The 18,304-nt window shown below is 70.7% G+C and carries 12 protein-coding genes; 9 read left to right on the plus strand and 3 right to left on the minus strand.

The window, feature by feature from the left end; genetic code table 11:
• The first annotated feature begins 210 nt into the window (after positions 1 to 210).
• From ACFV0T_RS14250 to ACFV0T_RS14285, 8 genes are all read left to right on the plus strand, one after another.
• On the plus strand, positions 211 to 4,131 hold the full coding sequence (locus ACFV0T_RS14250; RefSeq protein WP_385778163.1) for a LamG domain-containing protein: 3,921 nt from the start codon (positions 211 to 213) through the stop codon (positions 4,129 to 4,131).
• Between the two features lie 477 nt (positions 4,132 to 4,608).
• Positions 4,609 to 5,790, plus strand: a complete 1,182-nt coding sequence (locus ACFV0T_RS14255) for an ATP-binding protein (protein ID WP_385778165.1) — start codon at positions 4,609 to 4,611, stop codon at positions 5,788 to 5,790.
• Positions 5,787 to 6,638: a roadblock/LC7 domain-containing protein gene (locus ACFV0T_RS14260; RefSeq protein WP_385778167.1), complete on the plus strand. Its 852-nt coding sequence runs from the start codon at positions 5,787 to 5,789 to the stop codon at positions 6,636 to 6,638. Before ACFV0T_RS14255 ends, ACFV0T_RS14260 begins: the two co-directional genes overlap by 4 nt.
• Positions 6,628 to 7,011, plus strand: a complete 384-nt coding sequence (locus ACFV0T_RS14265) for a DUF742 domain-containing protein (RefSeq protein ID WP_385778169.1) — start codon at positions 6,628 to 6,630, stop codon at positions 7,009 to 7,011. The genes ACFV0T_RS14260 and ACFV0T_RS14265 overlap by 11 nt, the downstream gene beginning before the upstream one ends.
• Positions 7,012 to 7,575, plus strand: a complete 564-nt coding sequence (locus ACFV0T_RS14270) for an ATP/GTP-binding protein (RefSeq protein WP_385778171.1) — start codon at positions 7,012 to 7,014, stop codon at positions 7,573 to 7,575. It begins immediately after the preceding gene.
• Between the two features lie 10 nt (positions 7,576 to 7,585).
• Entirely contained in the window at positions 7,586 to 8,968 is a 1,383-nt protein-coding gene (locus ACFV0T_RS14275; RefSeq protein WP_385778173.1) for a cytochrome P450, read from the plus strand.
• Positions 8,969 to 9,028: 60 nt separating this feature from the next.
• A complete protein-coding gene (locus ACFV0T_RS14280) occupies positions 9,029 to 10,312 on the plus strand; it encodes a cytochrome P450 (RefSeq protein WP_385778175.1) in 1,284 nt (427 codons plus the stop codon).
• Complete coding sequence (locus ACFV0T_RS14285) at positions 10,309 to 11,091, plus strand: enoyl-CoA hydratase/isomerase family protein (RefSeq protein WP_385778177.1); 783 nt, start codon at positions 10,309 to 10,311, stop codon at positions 11,089 to 11,091. Before ACFV0T_RS14280 ends, ACFV0T_RS14285 begins: the two co-directional genes overlap by 4 nt.
• 230 nt (positions 11,092 to 11,321) lie before the next feature.
• On the opposite strand, the gene ACFV0T_RS14290 is transcribed toward ACFV0T_RS14285, so the two are convergent.
• The 3 genes from ACFV0T_RS14290 to ACFV0T_RS14300 form a co-directional block, all read right to left on the minus strand.
• The gene (locus ACFV0T_RS14290; protein WP_385778178.1) at positions 11,322 to 12,623 is read right to left on the minus strand and encodes an MFS transporter; all 1,302 of its coding nucleotides are present in this window, start codon (positions 12,621 to 12,623) and stop codon (positions 11,322 to 11,324) included.
• Positions 12,620 to 15,889: a BTAD domain-containing putative transcriptional regulator gene (locus tag ACFV0T_RS14295; RefSeq protein ID WP_385778180.1), complete on the minus strand. Its 3,270-nt coding sequence runs from the start codon at positions 15,887 to 15,889 to the stop codon at positions 12,620 to 12,622. Before ACFV0T_RS14295 ends, ACFV0T_RS14290 begins: the two co-directional genes overlap by 4 nt.
• Before the next feature lie 923 nt (positions 15,890 to 16,812).
• A complete protein-coding gene (locus tag ACFV0T_RS14300; RefSeq protein ID WP_385778182.1) occupies positions 16,813 to 17,673 on the minus strand; it encodes an alpha/beta fold hydrolase in 861 nt (286 codons plus the stop codon).
• A gap of 64 nt (positions 17,674 to 17,737) precedes the next feature.
• Between ACFV0T_RS14300 and ACFV0T_RS14305 the strand changes: the two genes are divergently transcribed.
• Complete coding sequence (locus tag ACFV0T_RS14305) at positions 17,738 to 18,271, plus strand: cysteine hydrolase family protein (protein ID WP_385778184.1); 534 nt, start codon at positions 17,738 to 17,740, stop codon at positions 18,269 to 18,271.
• Positions 18,272 to 18,304: the final 33 nt, after the last annotated feature.

Below are 18,304 nucleotides of genomic sequence, written 5' to 3' on the forward strand. Positions count from 1 at the left end.
CCTCAACTTGGCAGACCGTGTGTAGTTTCTGTACCGAAATCGATCACTGCCCTGTGGCTACCGGGCTTCCCCCCACCCCGATGCCAGCAATCGAAGGAAGCCCGCCAGGTGTTGAGAGAGCCCAGCCCCTTGCTGCCACCGATACGAACCGGCCAAAGACGCGTCGCTCCGGCACGCCGACTCGTCCTGTTCGCCGCCGCCCTCAGCCTGTTGTCGGCCCTCCCGGTCCTACCCGCCGTCGCCGACGGCTTCTCACCCACCCCGGCCGATCCTCTGCTGGCCGCGCGTGCGCAGGCCCTGTCCACCGGAAAGTCCGTCCCGGTGGACGCGTTGACCACGGAGGTCTCCACCACCGAGGCCCTGCCGGACGGCACCTTCTCCAACACCACCAGCGTGCTGCCCGCCCGGGTCCTCAAGGACGGCGACTGGACGCCGGTGGACGCCGACCTGGTCGCCGACGGCCACGGCGGCTACACCCCCACCGCCACCCCGAACGGGGTCACGCTCTCCGGCGGCGGTGACGGACCGCTGGTCACCCTCACCCACGCCGACGGGGCTGCCATGGCCCTGACCCTGCCGTTCACGCTGCCCAGGCCCAGCGTCGACGGGGACACGGCGCTGTACTCGTCGGTGCTGCCCGGCGTCGACCTGTCGGTGTCCGTCACCGACCAGGGAGGCTTCAGCGACGTCCTGATCGTCCACGACGCGGAAGCGGCGACGAACCCACAGCTGAAGAAGCTCACGTTGGCCGCCGACACGAACGGCCTCAGCCTGGCCACCACCGACTCCGACAACATGACCGCCACCGCCACCGACGGCGATCTGGCCTACACCAGCCCGCAGCCCCTGATGTGGGACTCCGGCACCACGCCCGGCACCCCCCATGAGCCCGGCCCGGCCACCGGCCTGGTCTCCTCCGTGGCCGGCCCCGGCCCGGGAGCCGACACCGAGCCGGTCGCCATGACCGCGACGAGCAAAGCCCTGACCCTGACCCCGGACGCCGGCCTGCTCGCCGGTCTGGACACCACGTACCCGGTGTACATCGACCCGTACACCAACCCCGTCTCCTCCACCGCCGGCCACTACACCGAGGTCTACTCCAGCTCGGCCTGCGACAACTCGCCGCAGTACGACAAGGCGCAGACCAACGGGCAGGGCGTGGGCTACCAACAGTGGGGCGGCGCCTGCGGAGTCGGCCTGGAGCGGTCGTACTGGGCGATCAACACGAGCGGGCTGCATCCGTCGTTCGTCGTCTACGACGCCTTCGTGAAGATCTCCACCACCTACGCGGCCAGCTGGGACTGCAGCCACAACCAGCCGCTGACGCTGCACACCACGAACGCGATCTCGTCCGGCACCGACTGGCTGTCCCGGCCCGGCGTCCACGACAGCGCCTTCCCGCCTGCCACCGACACGGTGCCCAGCGGCGCCAACTCCGGCAGCTCGTGCAGCAACAGCACCGCCACCTTCCACGTCACCGACCAGGCCCAGAAGATCGCCGACCAGGACGGTGACGGCTACGACGCCGACGGCACCTTCGGTGACGGCACCAACACCTGGACCATCGGCCTGTACGGCAACGAGTCGCAGACCTCCGGCAACGACGACTACCTGCGCATGTCGACCACGCTGACCCTCACTACCAAGTTCGACATCCCGCCCGCCGTTCCGACCGGTCTGCACATCACCCCGGCCGCCGCAGGCGCCTCCGCCGCCTGCACCATGACGGGCGTGGGCTGGATCGGCGCCACCACCTACTCGGACGCCGGCAGCAACATCACCCTGCACTCCACCGTCACCACCCAGATGTCCGGCGAGAACGTCAAGGCGCACTACCACGTGTGGGACCGCACGGTCGATCCAGACGGCGACGGCAGCGGCACCGACGTCTCGAACCCGGTCAGCGCCTTCCTCGACTCCGGCACCGACGCGGCGGTGAAGATCGGCGCCACCCTGAAGGACGGCCACCAGTACGGGTGGGACGTCTACGCGGAGGACGACTCGTCCTCCGACCTCAAGTCCGCGGTATCCGAACACTGCTGGTTCACCACCGACTTCACGGCGCCGCAGACCCCGGAGGTGACCGGCAACTCCTCGTTCCCGACGGTGGGCTCCGGGCCCGCCGACCCGGTGGTCTACGCGGCGCCGGGCACGACCACGGACTTCACCGTGGCCGGCTCCGACAGCCCTGCCGTCGACACCACCTGCGACCCGGGCCCCTGCAAGTCCAGCGGCATGGGCTCCTTCCTGTGGCAGCTCGACTCGCCGCCCACCGCGGCCGACGGTCAGAGCGCCGCGCTCACCGGCACCGACACCCAGGGCAGGTCCACCGCGACCATCCCCGTCCCGATCCGCGACTGGGGTGTGCACACCCTGTACGTGGCCGGTGTGGACAAGGCGGGCAACATCTCCACCGCCCCCTCCGGCTACACCTTCACCGTCCCCTGGAACCCGGCCACCTCGGTCAAGCCCGGTGACATCTCCGGCGACGGCGTGCCCGACCTGCTCGCCACCACCAAGACCGGCGACCTCGACCTGATCCCCGGCAACAGCGACCCCGCCCAGAACACGGCCCCGGGGCCGGGCGGCCCGGTGACCGGCGCCCCGCCGGCGGTCACCGGCCCGGTCACCGTCGCCACCAAGTCCGACTCCCCCGACGGCACCGGCTGGGACACCTACCTCATCGCCCACCGGGGCAACCTGCACGGCACGAACGTCGACGACCTCTTCGCGTACAAGAGCGGCAAACTGTACGTCGTGAAGAACGACCAGGATCCGGTCGACGACGCGTCCTTCCCGCGCTCCCCGTACTCCACGTACGGCGGCTTCATCGGAAGGCGGTTCGACGTCATCACCAAGGACGCCTGCGCGCCGGCCGACATCGTCGCCGACGACAGCCGCTGCCGCGGTACCGACTACAACAGCCAGACCTGGAACATCAGCCAGCTCGTCACACCCGGCAACGTCTTCGGCAACACCAATGGCTATCCCGCCGTCATCAGCGTTGAGAACAAGGAGCTGTGGATCTACCAGTCCGACGGCGGTTACCACCTGAAGAACCCGATCCTGCTCGGCGACGGCGACTGGACCGGGCAGACCCTGATCGCCGCGGGCACCTTCAAGGGCAACCCGGTCCTGTGGTCCCGTGACAACGCGACGGGCAGCCTGTACAGCTACCCGATCACGGTGGACGCGGCGACCCTGGTCCCCGCTCTCCTCCACCCCACGGTGCACACGAGCCTGGGGCTCACCCTGTCGCCGGCCGCCTACCCCCGCATCGCCTCCCCCGGTGACATCAACAGTCCCGTGCAGCCGGGCGCGACCAACCCCGGCGGCCCGGACGGCCTGCCCGATCTCTACGCGGTGGACGTCTTCGGGCAACTCGACGAGTACAACTACCGCCAGAGCCCGGTCCTCACCTCCCCTCCCATGTACGACTTCGCTCCGCCGGTCTCCCTGGGTTCGGTGTCGGACACGGCTACGCACTGGTGGAAGCTCGCCGAGGGCGCCGGCACCACCACTGCCGACAGCACCGGCACACTCACCGCCACTCTGTCCGGTGGCTACACCTGGGCCACCGACACCACCCGCGGCAACTCCGTCACCCTGAACGGCACCACGGGGTACGCGGCCGCCACCGCGTCCGCAGTGGACACCTCCAAGAGCTTCACCGTCTCGGCCTGGGTCAAGCTCAACTCCCTGACCGGAAACAGCACCTTCCTCTCCCAGAACGGCACCACCAACAACGGTTTCCAGCTGTACTACTCCTCCGGCGCGCAGGTCTGGGGCTTCGGCCGGCACAGCACCGACGGCACCACCGGGGCCGTCTGGCGGGCCGTCTACGGCAGCAAGGCCACCACCGGTCAGTGGACCCATCTGGTCGGCGTCTACGACGCCACCGCCAAGGAGCTGCGCCTGTACGTCAACGGCAGGCTCACCGGCAGCAGGGACTGGACCTACACCCCCTGGAACGCCACCGGCCCGCTCCAGATCGGCCGCAAACTGTCCTCCGGCGCCTACGGCGAGTACGCCAACGCGTCCGTGAGCGGCATCCGCGTCTACCCCACCGCCCTGCCCCCGGCCGACGCGTCGGCCACGGGTGACGTCCCGAAGGTCACGCAACTCGGCTGACCCGCACGACCGACACATCGGATGCCCCGCCCCCGCCACCCGACGGGGGCGGGGCATCCCTGCGTGAACGGCGGGACATCGGTTCGTGAACAGGGGATTTCACCCCCGGACCGAGGCACGGCCGGGTGTGGAAAAGTTCTGTAGGTTCAAGGCGCCCGCAGGCGGTCCCGGTTACTCAGAGCTATCCTTCGACCATCGGGCACACCTGCCAGTGACGACGATCGGATGCACCGTCAACCGCCTTGCCTGGAAGGCCCGTTGTGCCCGGTAGAGGCCCCCGAGGGCCGCCGATCCGAGGCCTGGACACGGTGATAGCATTCCCGCGTCTGCGACCTTGATCGACTTGCCTCGGGCTCCGGCCCGGTATCGGTCAACTCCTCGTGCACCAGCGGTTATGCAATCCCCCGTGGAGTGTCGCGGACCCTCGCGAGGTGTATCCGCGGAGGCCTGCATGCCACGCGCCGGGAAAGGTTTTCCATGAATCGAGACGCGCTTATGTGGTGCCTGGTTGCGGTCACGGCGATAGCCGTCGCCGCGGTTGTGGTGCTCGTCCTCCGCAACAGGGCCCTGGGGGTGAAGAAGAGGCAGGCCGAGGCCGCGCTGGAGCAGGAGCTCGGCACCGTCCAGGGACACCTGCACCTGGCCCAGGGCGAGCTGCTGAGGGTCCGGGGCGACCAGGACCGGGTCATCCGGGACGCCGAGCAGTCGGCGGAGGCGAACACCAAGGACGTCCTCAAGGGCGCCGCCCGCTTCCTGCAGAGCCTCGCGGCCGAGCAGACCGTGCTGCTGGACGAGATCCAGCGCAAGTACGGAGGACACACCGTCCTCGCCGACCTGATGGACGTGAACCACGCCAACGCCCAGATGGCCCGTAAGGCCCAGGGCATCGCGGTCATGTGCGGCGCTCCCGTCAGCCGCCGCAACCAGCCCGCCAGCGTCTACGACGTCGTGCGCAGCGCCCAGAGCCAGATCCGCAACTTCAACCGGGTCGAGATCATGCAGCCGAGCGGCATCGCGCTGAAGGCGACCGCGGTCGCCCCGGTCGCCCTCGCCGTGGCGGAGCTGCTTGACAACGCTGCCAGCTTCTCCCAGGCGGACGCACCGATCGAGGTGACGTTCCAGCGGGTCCAGAAGAACCTGTGCATCGTGATCGACGACGCCGGCGTCGGCATGAACGACGAGGACCGGCAGAAGGCGACCGTGCTGCTGTCCGGGGACTCCGTCCCCCGGCTGTCGCAGCTGGGCTCCCAGCCCAAGTTCGGTTTCCCCGTGGTCGGTCTGATCGCGAGTCAGTACGGCTTCAAGGTGGATGTCACCGGAGTCTCGCGCTACGGCGGCGTCCGGGCCGTCGTCCTGCTGCCAGAGGAGCTGTGGACCATGGAGGAGACGCCGGCCCCGGCCGAGGAGACCCCCATCAGTATCAGGGGGGTCGAGAACCGCGATCAGAACAGCACGCGCACGGTGCACGGCCTGCCCAAGCGCGGAGCGCGCCAGACGCCCATCGCCAGTGTTCCCTCCGGCGACGGCGCCCCGCGAGGGACGCAGACGTCCAGAAGGACCGCCCGTGGGTCCGGCGGCGGCCTGGGCGCTTTCCAGCGCGGCACGCTGACGGGCCGCGACCTCACCGCCCCGTCGCCCGAAGGGTCCGAAGACGCATGACCACAGACATGTCGTGGATGGTCAAGGACATCGTCGACAACGTCCCCCGGGCCTTGCACGCCGTGGTGCTGTCCGCCGACGGCCTCCCCCGCGGGGCCACGGAGGGCCTGAGCCCGGCGGACGTGCGGACCATCTCCGCCGCCATGGCCGGGATGCAGTCGCTCAGCCGGGCCACCGCCCACTTCGCCGGGCTGGCGCAGGAACGGCAGTGGAACCAGACGATCATCGAGTTCTCGCACGGCTGGGTGTTCCTGATCGGTGCGGGGCAGGGCGCCTACCTGGCCGCCGCCGCCGAACCCGACGTCGACATGGAGCAGATGTCGTTCCGTATGAACCGTCTGGTCATGCGGCTCGGTGACAACCTCGCCTCCCGGCCCAGGGTGGGCGTCGGGGAGCCGGCCGAGGGCGGCGACGGCGCCTCGGCGCAGCGGGCGGGGGCGGGCGGTCAGGGGATCGTCCTCCCCGAACTGGACGAGGTGATCTCGTCCGTCCCCGGTGCCCGGCACGCCGTGCTGCTCGGCGCCGACGGACTGCCCCGCGGCGCGAGTTCGGGGATGGACAAGGACCTGGCGGACACGATCTCCGCGGCCATGACGGGCATCCTCGCCTACAGCCGTGCGACCTCGCAGTTCGCGGGCGGCCAGGAGGCCGACGAGTGGCAGCAGACGGTGATCGAGTTCCAGCACGGCTGGATCTTCCTGATCTCCGCGGGTGGTGACGCCTTTCTCGCGGCCGCGGCCGAACACGACTGTGACATCGAGGAGTTCACCACGCGCCTCAAGGACGTGGTGCTCATGGTCACCCCGCAGCGGGTGCCGCAGCAAGGGAGGGCCGGCCATGCACGATGAAGGACCGGACGAACTGGAACTGACATCCGCGTTAGTCCCTCTCTTCGTCATCACCCAGGGACGTGGACTGCCCGCGGACCACGAGTTCGAGCACACCACCCTGGTGATCGCCCACGCCGACACGTCGGCCGCGGCCCGCACCCTGTCCCCGGAAGCCCGACGGGTCATGGACCTGATAGCCGACGGCTATCTGTCCGTGGCCGAGGTCTCCGGCCATACGCACCTGCCGCTGGGCATCGTGCGCATCCTGCTGGCGGAGATGGCGGAAAAGGACCTCATCATCGTGAGGAACCCCCCGGAACGTGCCGAGCGTCACGACCGCGAACTGCTCGTCGCCGTACTCGACGGCCTGCGAACCCACTTGGGAGCGTAAGTGAAGCATCTTGATCCGGCCGTCTCCCACGCGGTGAAGGTTCTCATCGTGGGCCACTTCGGGGTCGGCAAGACCACGTGCATCGGCAGCATCTCGGAGATCAAACCGCTGCAGACCGAGGAGGAGATCACCGAGGCCAGCGAGGGCTTCGACGACCTCTCGGGAACCCCGAACAAGACGACCACGACCGTGGCGATGGACTTCGGACGTCTGACGCTCAGCGACACCCTGGTCCTCTATCTCTTCGGAACGCCCGGACAGGAACGTTTCAAGGAGATGTGGGAGGGCCTGTCCCGGGGCGCGCTGGGCGCCCTGGTCCTGGTGGACCCCGAGCGGCTGCACGAGAGCTTCCCCATCCTCGACCTGGTCGAGCGCTTCGGCCTGACCTATGCCATCGGCGTCAACCACTTCGACGGCACCCCGGCCTACCCGCTCGACGAAGTGCGCGAGGCGCTGAACCTCTCCGACGAGACCCCGATCGTGCACTGCGACGTCCGCGACCGGGGCTCTTCGGGGCAGGCACTCATCACCCTCGTCGAGCACCTCATGTCCATACTTGGCTAGGAGTCACGGCATGCAGCAGCAATTCGACCCCTCCGGGATACCGGCGGGGTGCCCCGCGCACGGCAACGTCCAGCTGTTCGGACCCGAGTTCGGCTCCGACCCCGAGGCCCATTACGCCGGCCTGCGTTCGAAGGGACCGAGCTCCCCGGTCGACATCGCGCCGGGCGTCGAGGTCGAGCTGGTCACCAGTTACGACGCCAGCCTGTACATCCTCCAGAACGCCGGCTCGTTCGTCCGGGACTCGCGCCGCTGGGCGGACCTGAACGCGGGCCGCATCCCCGAGGACAGCCCGGCACTGCCCATGATGGGCTACCGCCCGAACGCTCTGTTCAGCGACGGCGCGGCGCACGCCCGCCTGCGCCAGGCGGTCACCGACAGTCTGGCCACCATCGACGAGGGCCGGCTCGCCCGGAAGACCCAGCAGTCCGCCGACTACCTGATCAGCGGGTTCAGCTCCGAGCCGCTGGGGCAGGCCGAGCTGATGGCCGCGTACGCGCAGCCGCTGCCCCTGCTGGTCTTCAGCGACCTGTTCGGCTGCCCGCCGGAGATCGGCGACCGCGTCATCGTCGGGATCAGCGGCATCTTCGAAGGCACCCCCGGCGCCGACGCGGTCCTCGGTGGCGCCCTCGCCGAACTGATCGCCCTCAAACGCAGCCAGCCCGGCGAGGACCTCACCACCCGTCTGATGGTGCACTCGGCCCGGCTGACCGACGAGGAGGTGCTGCACCAGCTCGTGACGCTGCTCTCCGGCGGCACCGCGCCGCTGACCGCCGCCATCGGCACCAGCAGCGCCCTGTACCTCAGCGGCGACTGGCCGACCGGCCTGCCGATCGAGGACGCGGTCGTGCAGACGCTGTGGAACTACGCCCCGATCGCCAACTATGCGGCCCATTACCCCACCCACGACGTCGAACTGGGCGGCCGGGTCCTCAGGGCCAACCACCCGGTGCTGATCTCCTTCGCGGCGGCCAACACCGACCCCAAGCTGACCGAGCACCGCGAACAGCTCAGCGCCAAGGCCCATCTGGCCTTCGGCGCCGGCCCGCACGCGTGTCCGGCCAAGGACCCGGCGTTCATGATCGCCGCGACCGCCGTCGAGTCCCTGGTCAACCGGCTGCCGGACGTCGAGACACGCGTCCCGTTCAAGGAGCTCGCCTGGGCGCCGAGCCCGTGGAGCCGCACGCTGGTGACCGTTCCGATCCGGTTCACCCCGCGCACGGTGCTGTCGGCCGCAGCCTCCCGGTCCACCGCCGCCGGGGCTCCCCTGGGCACGCAGCCGTCCGCCTCGGCCCCCCAGCCGTCCGCGGTTCCCACGTCCCGGCCGGCGCACGCGGCGCCCCAGCCCAAGGGCGGGCTGTTCAGCCGCTTCCTGGCCTGGACCAGAGGCGAGTGACGTAGGTAACCCTAAGAGAACACAGTGGTATTGGATGCTTCAATCAACCCACGGGTACGTATGGCGGCTGTTGCTCAGAAAGGAGCCGTCATCGTGGGGTTGAGTGTCACGACTCCGTCGTCCGACCGTCGCGCCACCGTCTCTCTCTTCTCCCGTCTCCGGAAGCCCGAGGGACAGACCGACCCATTCTCCATCTACGCGGAGCTCCGGTCGCAGGGCGGAGTCAGCCCCGCACCCTGGGGCGGTCTGCTCGTGACCAGATTCAGCACCTGTGACCGGGTGCTGCGCAGCGGCGACTGGCTGGAGCCGGACAAGGAGTGGAGGCAGCGGCAGGGGGAGCGCACCCGCTGGAGCGCCCCCTCCTCCCGTGAGATCAGCAGCACCCTGCCCGCGCTCAACCCGCCGGAGCACACCCGGGTGCGCCGTGCGGCCGGCACCTTCGACCGCGGCACGATCGAACGCATGGGGCGGCGGGTCGGCGGGATCGTCGAGCGCCTCCTCGACTCCCTGATGGACCATCTCCACACCGGCGAGGCGGACTTCGCCGCGCTGGTCAGCGAAGAACTCCCGATCGCCACCATCGGGGACTGGCTCGGCCTGCCCGCCGCCGACTGGCCACGGCTGCGGGAACTGACCCATGACCAGGTCTTCACCCAGGAACTGCTGCCCTCCGCGAGCCAGTTGGCCCGGTCGGACGCGGCCATGGCCGAACTGCGGACCTACTTCCTGGAGCTGGTGCGCGACCGGCGCACCCGCCTCGGCGACGACCCCGTCTCGGACTGGATACGGAGGTGGGACGCCCTGGAACCGGACCAGGACAAGGCCGACGAAGGGGTCTACTTCCTGGCCCTGTTCGTGCTGCTGGCGGCCCTGGAGACCACGTCCACCCTGTTGTCGACCATGACGCTCCTGCTCGTCGAGGACCCGACGCGGTGGAACATGATCGCCGAACACCCCGACCTCGTCCCGGCGTTCGTCGAAGAATCGTTGCGCTACGACCCGCCGACCCATGTGATCAGCCGAGTGGCCGCCAGGGACTGCCTGCTCGACGGCGTCGAGGTCGGCGCCGACCAGATGGTCCACCTCATGGTCGGAGCGGCCCACCGCGACCCGGAGAGACACCCGCACCCCGACCTCTTCGACCCCCGCCGCAAGCCCGGCCACCTCGCCTTCAGCGGAGGCATCCACTACTGCCTCGGCGCCCCCCTCGCCCGGCTCGAGGCTCACACCCTGCTCCACCAACTGACCACGCGCCTGCCCCGCCTCACCCTGGTCCGCCGCCCGGGCTGGGCCCCCAGGGTGGCGTTCCGGCGCCTGCTGAACCTGGATGTCGCCCTCGCATGAACCCCTCCCCCCTCACCTTTACCGCACCGGTCCGCGAAACCCTCGCCGTCGAGCAGACCGGCCCCGTCCTGCACGTCCGGCTCAACCCCGCCGCCCAGGACGACACCCTGAGCACCGCCGTACTCGACGACCTCCTCGCCCTGCTCGACGGCCTCCACGAGCAGCCCGACGTCCGCGTCCTGGTCCTGTCGTCCCTGGGCAAGGACTTCTGCCTGGGAGCCGACCGCCAGGAATACCAGGACGCCGTCACCTCCGACCCGACAGGAGCCGCGCTGCGTCGCATCGCGGACAAGGCCCACCGTCTGTGCCAGGCACTCGAGACCACCCACGTCATCACCGTCGCCCGGCTCCACGGCAGCGTCATAGGCGCCGGTCTCGCGCTCGCCGCCTACTTCGACCTGCGGGCGGGCGCCGACACCTGCCGGTTCCGGATGCCGGAGGTCGGTCTGGGCCTCTCCCCCGCGTGGGGCGGAGCCATGGGCCGCCTCATCTCCGAGGCCGGCGCCGCGAACATCCGTGAGCTCATGCTCACCTGCGACGTGTTCGACTCCCCGACCGCCCATCGGATCGGTCTCCTCCACAAGGTCGCCCCCCTCGACCGGTTGGACGACACCATCGCCGGCTGGACGAGGCCACTCGTACGCCGCTCACCCGAGGCCCTCGTCCTGACCAAGCGCATGCTGGCCGGCTACACGCGGGCCGACCGCATGGCCGACGTCTCACTCCTCGACTCCCACCTCCTGACGTCCCGACTGACCGCCCCCCGAAGCCGTACGTGACGCCTCCCCGGAGAAAGGCCGTCGGCCTCCAGGCGCACGCGAGAGCGCGGCCGAAGTCGGACAACCGGCGTCGCCCCGGTGGCCGGCCGTCGTGAGGGCGGCGCGGGACACGCTTGAGGAGACGCGCGCCGACCGCTGAGGAAAGTGACCCCCGAGGGGCCGGGCCACCGTGTGCGGTGGTCTGGCCCCTCGGCGTTCGCCGCTCACCGCTCGCCGCTCGCCGCTCACCGCTAACCCTCCCCGACGGCCGCCAGGTCCACGTCCTTGGTCTCCCGGTACCGGAAGAACGACACAGTGCTGATCAGACAGAGCACCACCACGTACCACGGGTACCAGGTGGTGTGGCCGTGCGCGGAGAGGTACTCGATCAGGTAGGGCGCCGTGCCGCCGAACAGGGCCACCGTCAGCGCGTACGGCAGCCCGATGCCGCTCGACCGCAGCGACGTCGGAAACATCTCCAGCACCGCCGACGGCGCGGCCGCCGCGTAGCAGCCGAACAGCAGCAGAGCCGCCGTCATCACCGCGCCCAGCCGCACGGCCGAACCCGACAGGAGCCCGAAGAGCAGCGGGGACACGATGGCGAACCCGCAGCCGAACACCAGCAGCAGCGGACGGCGCCCGTACCGGTCGGCGGCCATGCCGAGCAGCGGAAGCGCGGCCATGAACACCACCTGCGCGACGACGGCGGCCTTCAGCGCGGCGTTCGCCGGTATCCCGTACTGGAGTTGGGCGTACAACGGCAGGTACGAGGCGAAGGTGTAGTAGACGACGGTCGCACCCAGCGTGAAGCCGACCACGCGGGCGGCGGCGCGCGGGTGTGTGCGCAGCACCTCCCGCGCCGGGTTGCGCGGCCGCCCCCGCACCGCGTCGAAGACGGGTGTCTCGCGCATCCGGCCGCGCAGGTACCAGCCGTACAGGGCGAGCAGCGCGCCGAGCGCGAAGGGAACCCGCCAGCCCCAGGTTCCCAGCTGGGCAGGGGTGAGCGTGTCGTGCAGGAGCAGCGCGAGCAGCGTGGCCGCGAGCGTGCCGAGGGTGGTGCTGATGTAGACGGCGCTGGAGTACAGGCCGCGGCGCCCGCTCGGCGCGATCTCGTTCACGTACGTGCTCATCGCCGCGCCCTCGCCGCCCGCGGACAGCCCCTGGAGCGCCCTGGCCACCACCAGCAGCGCCGGGGCCAGTACGCCGATCGTCCGGTAGGGCGGGGCGAGCGCGATCAAGAGGCTGCCGCCCGCCATCATCAGCAGGGACAGCCGCAGTGCCGTGGTGCGGCCGTGGCGGTCGCAGTACGCGCCGATCAGCGCCCCGCCGAGCGGTCGGAACAGGAACCCGACCGCGAAGACCGACAAGGTCCGCAGGACGTTCGTGGTCCCGTCGCCCGCCGGGTAGAAGTGCGGGCCGAGCAGCGCGGCGAACGTCACGAACGTGGCCCAGTCGAACCACTCCATGGCGTTGCCGACGGAGGCGACCAGCACCGGCCGCAGTCGGCCCCTCCCCAGGGATACGCGACCCGCCTCCGCGACAAGGGTGTTCACGATGTCGTCCTCCCGTGCTGTGATCGTGCGGCGGGTGCGACGGGCGCGGCGGGTGCGGCGGTTGCGACGGGTATGGCGCCGAGTCGTGCGCGTACGTCTTCGGCCTCGGCGACGCCGATCTCGGTGAACGCTTCCAGAGCCTGGGTCCAGTACGCCCGCGCCCGCGGGTGGTCGCCGTCGAACGTGGCGACGGCGCCCAGGACGTGCCTGGCCCTGGCGATGTTCAGCCGCTGCGCGGTCGGCTGCGACAGGGCGAGCGCCAGCTGCGCGCACTCCTCGGCGCGGTGCGGGTCGCCCAGCCTCAGGTAGAGCGGGGCCAGTTCCAGGAGGACCTTGCTGCGGGCGATGTGGTTCACGCTGCCCTCGGCGAGGGTGCGGGCCTCCTCGGCGTGCCCGGCGGCGTCCTCACGGCCCAGCAACCCGTCCGTGACGGCCATGCGGGCCAGTGCGTACGCCTCGCCGTCGACATAGCCGATCTGCCGCGCGCCGTCGAGCGCCGCGGCCGCGTAACGGGCCGACTGCGGCAGCGAGCCGAGGCCCACGCTGATGGCCGAGAGGAGGCACAGCGTCTCCACCTCGTAGGTGCGGTCGCCGCACTCCTGGAAGGAACTCAGCGCCCGCTGGGCCGAGTCGAGCGCGGTCTCGGGCCGGCCGATGTCCAGGTCGACGAGGGCGAGTCCGTACAGCGAGATGCTTCTGTCGTACGAGGAGTCGATGGACTCGGACACCTTCAGCGCCCGGGTGAAGCAGGACCGCGCCTCGGCCGGCTCCCCGGTCGCCTGGCGCACCAGGCCCAGGTTGCGCAGGCTGTACGAGCTGATGTGGTGCAGGCCGAGGCCGCCCGCGGTGGCCAGCGACGCCGTGAGGCACTCGGTGGCGCGCGCCATGTCTCCCCGCGTCCAGTGGATGAACCCCAACAGGCCTTGGGTAGTGGCCTCCAGCCGTGGCGACCGGATGGTGTGCGCGACGTCCAGCGCCCGCCGTGCGGCCTCCTCGGCCTGCGCGCCCCGGCCCAGGCTGAGGTGGGCGAGGCTCATGTTGTTGAGCGTGGCCGCGACCTCCTCGGCCATGCCGAGCCGGTCGTGCAGCGCGAGGCTCTTCTCCTGGTGCGCGATGGCCCGCTCGTAGTCGCCCAGCGTGTTGTGGAGGTTGGCGAGGCTGCGGTGCATCGCCGCGATGCCGCGCTCTTCGTGGAGGGACTCGGCGGCGGACAGCCCGATGCTGGTCGTCTCCCGCCACTCGGTGCGGTACTTGCCCGTCCAGAAGAAACCGCGCAGCGCGTCGGCCAGATGCCAGGACATCTGGTGGGGGCCGTGCGTGCCGAAGTGGCGCACACAGGCCATCAGATTGCGTCGCTCGGCCAGCAGCCAGGCCATCGCGTGGCTCTCGTTCGGGAACTGCGGCGCGTCGAAGGTCGCCTTCGGCCGCTCCGGTTGGGCCAGCCGCACGAATTCCGAGTAGAGGACGTCGGCCGCGGCGCAGGCGCCCGCGAGATACCACTGGCCGAGCCGCTCCAGGGCTTCGGCCCGCTCCCGCGCGGAGTGCTCGGCGAGCGCGCAGCCCTGCGCGTACTCACGCAGCAGATCGTGGAACTGGTAGCGGCCGGGGGCGGGTTGCTGCAGCAGGCTCGCCGTCTCCAGGCGGCTCAGGCCGGTCCGTGCCTGCGCCTCGCTGATGTCGGCGAGCACCGACACGGCGGCGGGTGTGAAGTCGGAGCCCGGGAAGAGCCCGGCCAGGCGGAAGACCGCGCGGTCGTGCGGGGTCAACGCGTCGTACGACAGGGCGATGGCCGTGGAGACGGCGGACGTGTCGCCGTCGACGGAGAGCGCGGCGAGACGGTTTCCGCGACGCAGACTCTCCAGGTAGTCCTCGGTCTGCCCGCCTGGGGCGCCGATCAGGTTCGCCGCGGCGATCCGGAGCGCGAGCGGCAGGTACGAGCACAGGGCGGCCACTTCGCGTACCACATCCGGCTCGATCGCCACCGCGGCCTGCCGCATCATGCCGGTGACCAGCTCGGCCGACTCCTGCGCGCTGAGCGTGCCGACCCTGATCACCTGCGCGCCGTGCGTGACCGCGAGGGAGCGTAACTGCCGCCTGCTGGTGATCAGTACGGAACATCCCGCGTCGCCGGGGATGAGCGGCAGCACCTGCTCGACGCTGGACGCGTTGTCCAGCACCACCAGCACGCTCTTCCCGGTCAGCTTCGACCGGTAGAGATTGGCCTGTTCGACCGGGTCGACCGGGATCTGGTCCGCGGGCACGCCGAGGCTGCGCAGGAACTGCGAGAGCACCTGGTCCGGCGGGAGCGGCGTCTGCGCCCCGCCCTGCTCGTAGCCGCGCAGGTTCACGTACAGCTGTCCGTCCGGGAAGGCGCTCCGCACCCGGCTGCCGAGCCATACCGCGAGCGCCGTCTTGCCCACGCCGGGCGGCCCGGACAGGACCACGACGGGGACGCCGGTACGGTCCGGAGCCGGAGGGAGCATCGTCTCGATCCGGCCGACGACCTCGTCCCGGCCCACGAAACCCACGGCCAGGGGCGGGAGTTGCGCGGGTACCGTGACGGCGCCGAGGCGCGGCCCGTGCGGGGCCGCGAGGGCGGGGTCCGATTCGAGGATGCCGGCGTGCAGGGAGCGCAGCCGTTCCCCGGGCTCGACGCCGAGTTGTCCGACCAGTTCACGGCGGGCCTGCTGGTAGATGTCCAGCGCCTCCGCCTGCCGTCCCGAGCGGTACAGAGCCAGCATCAGCAGGCTCCAGAAGTTCTCCCGCAAGGGGTTGTCCATGGCCGCCGTGCGCAACTCCTTCACCAGCTGCGCGTGCCTGCCGAGGTGGAGCTCGGTCTCGAAGTACGCCTCCAGCGCGCCGAGCCGCTCGTCCTCCAGTGCCGGGGACTCGTCGCGGCGCAACGCGTCCGACGGGATGTCCGCGAGCGGCGCGCCCCGCCAGGTGCTCAGCGCGTCGGCCAGCAGCCGCGTCCGCTCCTCCGGCATCTCCGCCTGCTGGGCCAGCCGGACCAGACGGCGGAACCGCGTCAGGTCCAACTCCCCGTCGGCCACGTCGATCCGGTAGCCGCCGGCCGCCGTCTCCACCAGGCCGGCGTCGCCGAGCAGCATTCTCAGCCGTCGTACGTACGTGTGCAGCGCCCCGCGCGGGTTCGACGGCTTGCGCTCGTCCCACAGCCAGTCGGCGAGGCGGTCGTTGTCGACCACCGACCCGGCCCGCAGCAGGAGCGCGGCCAGCAGCACCCGGAGTTTCCCGGAATCAATCACCAATTCTCGGCCGGCGACGCGCGCGGAGAGCGTTCCCAATATTCCGAAACTGTTCCCGACGCCAGGCGCGGCTGCGCTCGGCGATGGGACGAATTCTGTTCGCACCATGCAGTTCTTGCCGTCCCCCGTAGACGTGTGCACAGCCTCCCGATGCTACGCACCGCGCCATTGCCAGAACGCGTGCAAGGGGACCCCTCAGCCGTGCCGTTGCCACCCTAGGCGACATCGGAGGCGCCCCGGGAGTCCCGCCTTGTTCGGTTTGTCACACACCAGGTCCGATCTTTCGCGCCCGTACCCGCCGAGGTGAGGGCGGCGGGACCGGCTCCGGACAGTGGAGCGAGGGTGACGTGCCGGGTTCCGGTGGGCACCGGAGGTGGCTCGGCGCGGAATTTCCCCACGAGATGTTCCACGTCTGTTCGTCGGCGGGGAATTCCCTGCCGTGACGGTTGCCGCGCGAAAGCGACGGGCTCGTGACGAGCTCCTGGCCGTTTCGACGTTTCTGGATTCCTGGCCCGGCCAGTGCGCTCACGCAGTGCCCGTGAACCGTGAAATCGCCGCCGTCAGCGGGTCCGAGAAAGACGCCTCATCAAGGCGGTAAGAGGGGCGCCGGCTGCGCAGCGCCCGGAGGAAATCGCTTTCCGCGTCCGGACTTCCACCGTCGGCGGTCGGGGACGCGAGGGTTTCGCGGGCCGACGAGGCGGTGCCGTCGGCGGCGGGCGCGTGCCGGACTCCGTCACCGGGCTCGGGGACGTACGGCAGCGCGGCGTCGCCGTGCGTCTCGGGCTTCGAGCACCCGACCGGCGCCGCGCCCACGTGTGCTCTCGGCCGCGCGCGCCAGGGAGCGGCCCTGCCGGTTGCATGACGCATCACAGTCTCCTTCGTACGCGATTCGGGCGGTCGTGGCGGGGAGCGATATCCCTCGGTCAGGTCCGCCGCAGGTGGTCGACGACCAGCGACCTGATGGTCGACGACCAGTGCGGCGGGAAGATGTGGCCCATGCCGGCGATCCGCCACAGGCGCGCGTGCCGGATCACCCGGTGCAGTTCCTCGCCGTGCTCCAGGGGAAGGACCGGGTCCTGCTCGCCGTGCACGACGAGAGTCGGCACGTCGAGGGCGGCGATCCGGCCGGTCAGCGGGGGCGTGCGGTCCAGGGCCGCCGAGTGACGCCAGGAGGTGTCGAGACCATGGCCGCGGGACATCACGCGCCGGACCAGGTCCATCCAGTAGGCCTGGTCGAACGGCACGGCGGGCCCCACCAGCACCCGCCAGCCGTCGACCGCCGCGGCCACGCGCTCCTCGGGCCCTCGCGGCGGGGACGCGGTGAGCCGTGCGGCCCGCTCCAGCATCGGCGGGCGCGGCCCGGGCAGTCCGGTTCTCGGCGGCAGCCGCACATCGCCGTTCGCGTCCGGGGAACTGGACAACAGCACCAGCGACCGCACGAGTTCGGGCCGGTCGAGCGCGAGCAGCTGGGCCACCATGCCGCCGACGGACTGGCCCACCACGTGCGCCGAGCCCAGGCCGAGCCCGACGATCACGTCGGCGGCGTCCCCGGCCAGCGTCGACAGGTCGTACTCGCCGTCGGACTTCCCCGACCTGCCGGTGTCCCGGTGGTCGTAACGCACCGCGAAGTACCCGTCCGCGGCGATCAGTCGGCACAGCTCGTCCGGCCACACGATGCCCGGCGCCGTGCCGCCCATCACCAGCAGCACCGCCGGATCGCGGCGGCTGCCGAACGTCTCCGTCCACAGTCGCAGGCCGTCCTGCGTCGCGATTGGCCTCTCCATCGGGCTCTGTTTTCCCCTTGGTAGGGTGCGGTGGACCGCTGATCATCTGTCCTGGGGGAACTGAATGACCCGCGCACGCACGGCACTTGTCCTGGTTGATCTGCAACGGTGGATCGTCGACATGCCGTGGCAGCCGACCCGCGGCGATGTCGTGAGCGATGTCTGCGGGAGGCTGCGCGAGCACTTCGCGAGCACCGGCTCCGCGACCGTCGTCCTCGTCCGGTACGTACGAGCCGACGGCGCCGACGGCGGCGTCGACGCCGCCCCCAACCGGTTGGTTCCCGGTCTGGAACCGCGTACCGGCGAGCACCTGGTGACCAAGAACGGCCTCGACGCCTTCGAGGGGACGGACCTCCACGACCGCCTGCTCCGCGAAGGCGTCACGCAGGTGGTGATCGCCGGTCTGTCCACCGCGCACGGCGTCGCCGCCACCGCCGCGACGGCGCTGCGCCTGGGCTACGAAGTGGTCGTCGTCTCCGACGCCACCGCCAGCGTGGACGAGGCGCAGCACCGCGAGGCGCTCGACCGGCTCACCGCGCTCGGCGCGCGCACCGGTCCGGTCGCGGACCTCGTGGCCGCGAAGGTCGGCGGGAGCTGACCTCGCGGCCCGGCAGGTCACCGTCGGCCGGCC

Origin of the sequence: Streptomyces sp. NPDC059582 (assembly GCF_042735715.1) — a bacterium.
Classification (GTDB): Bacteria; Actinomycetota; Actinomycetes; order Streptomycetales; family Streptomycetaceae; genus Streptomyces.